Source organism: Pseudoalteromonas sp. G5_S1_14_S5 (assembly GCF_054968605.1).
Map to the genome: position 1 here is coordinate 1 of NZ_JBQKUM010000243.1, position 378 is coordinate 378.

Below are 378 nucleotides of genomic sequence, written 5' to 3' on the forward strand. Positions count from 1 at the left end.
ACCTACGCTATTTTTGATCACTTACTTACTGTGATTGGTATTACACACGCGCTATACCGTGATAAAACCACGAGTGATACAAAGGTCATGCCTAACTTCAGTCAGTGTTTTATTGAGCTAAAGCGACCAGGTATGACGAAACAACTGCTGTGGGAAGAGTATGCCGCGGAGCACCTAGAGCGTGCCTATCGTTACAGCCAATACTGTGAGCACTATCGACGATGGCTAAAGAAACAAAAGCGCAGTATGCGCCAAATTCACGTGGCGGGTGACAAGTTGTTCATCGACTACTGCGGCCCCACCATCCCGGTGTTGAATCCCGAAACAGGCGAAATCCGTAAAGCTCAGATCTTCGTCGCAACCTTTGGCGCCTCAAAC

General features: G+C 48.4%; 1 pseudogene. It reads left to right on the forward strand.

What is annotated here, in order from left to right:
* Positions 1-378, forward strand: a pseudogene (locus ACTRWI_RS22735) (hypothetical protein); the annotation flags it as partial.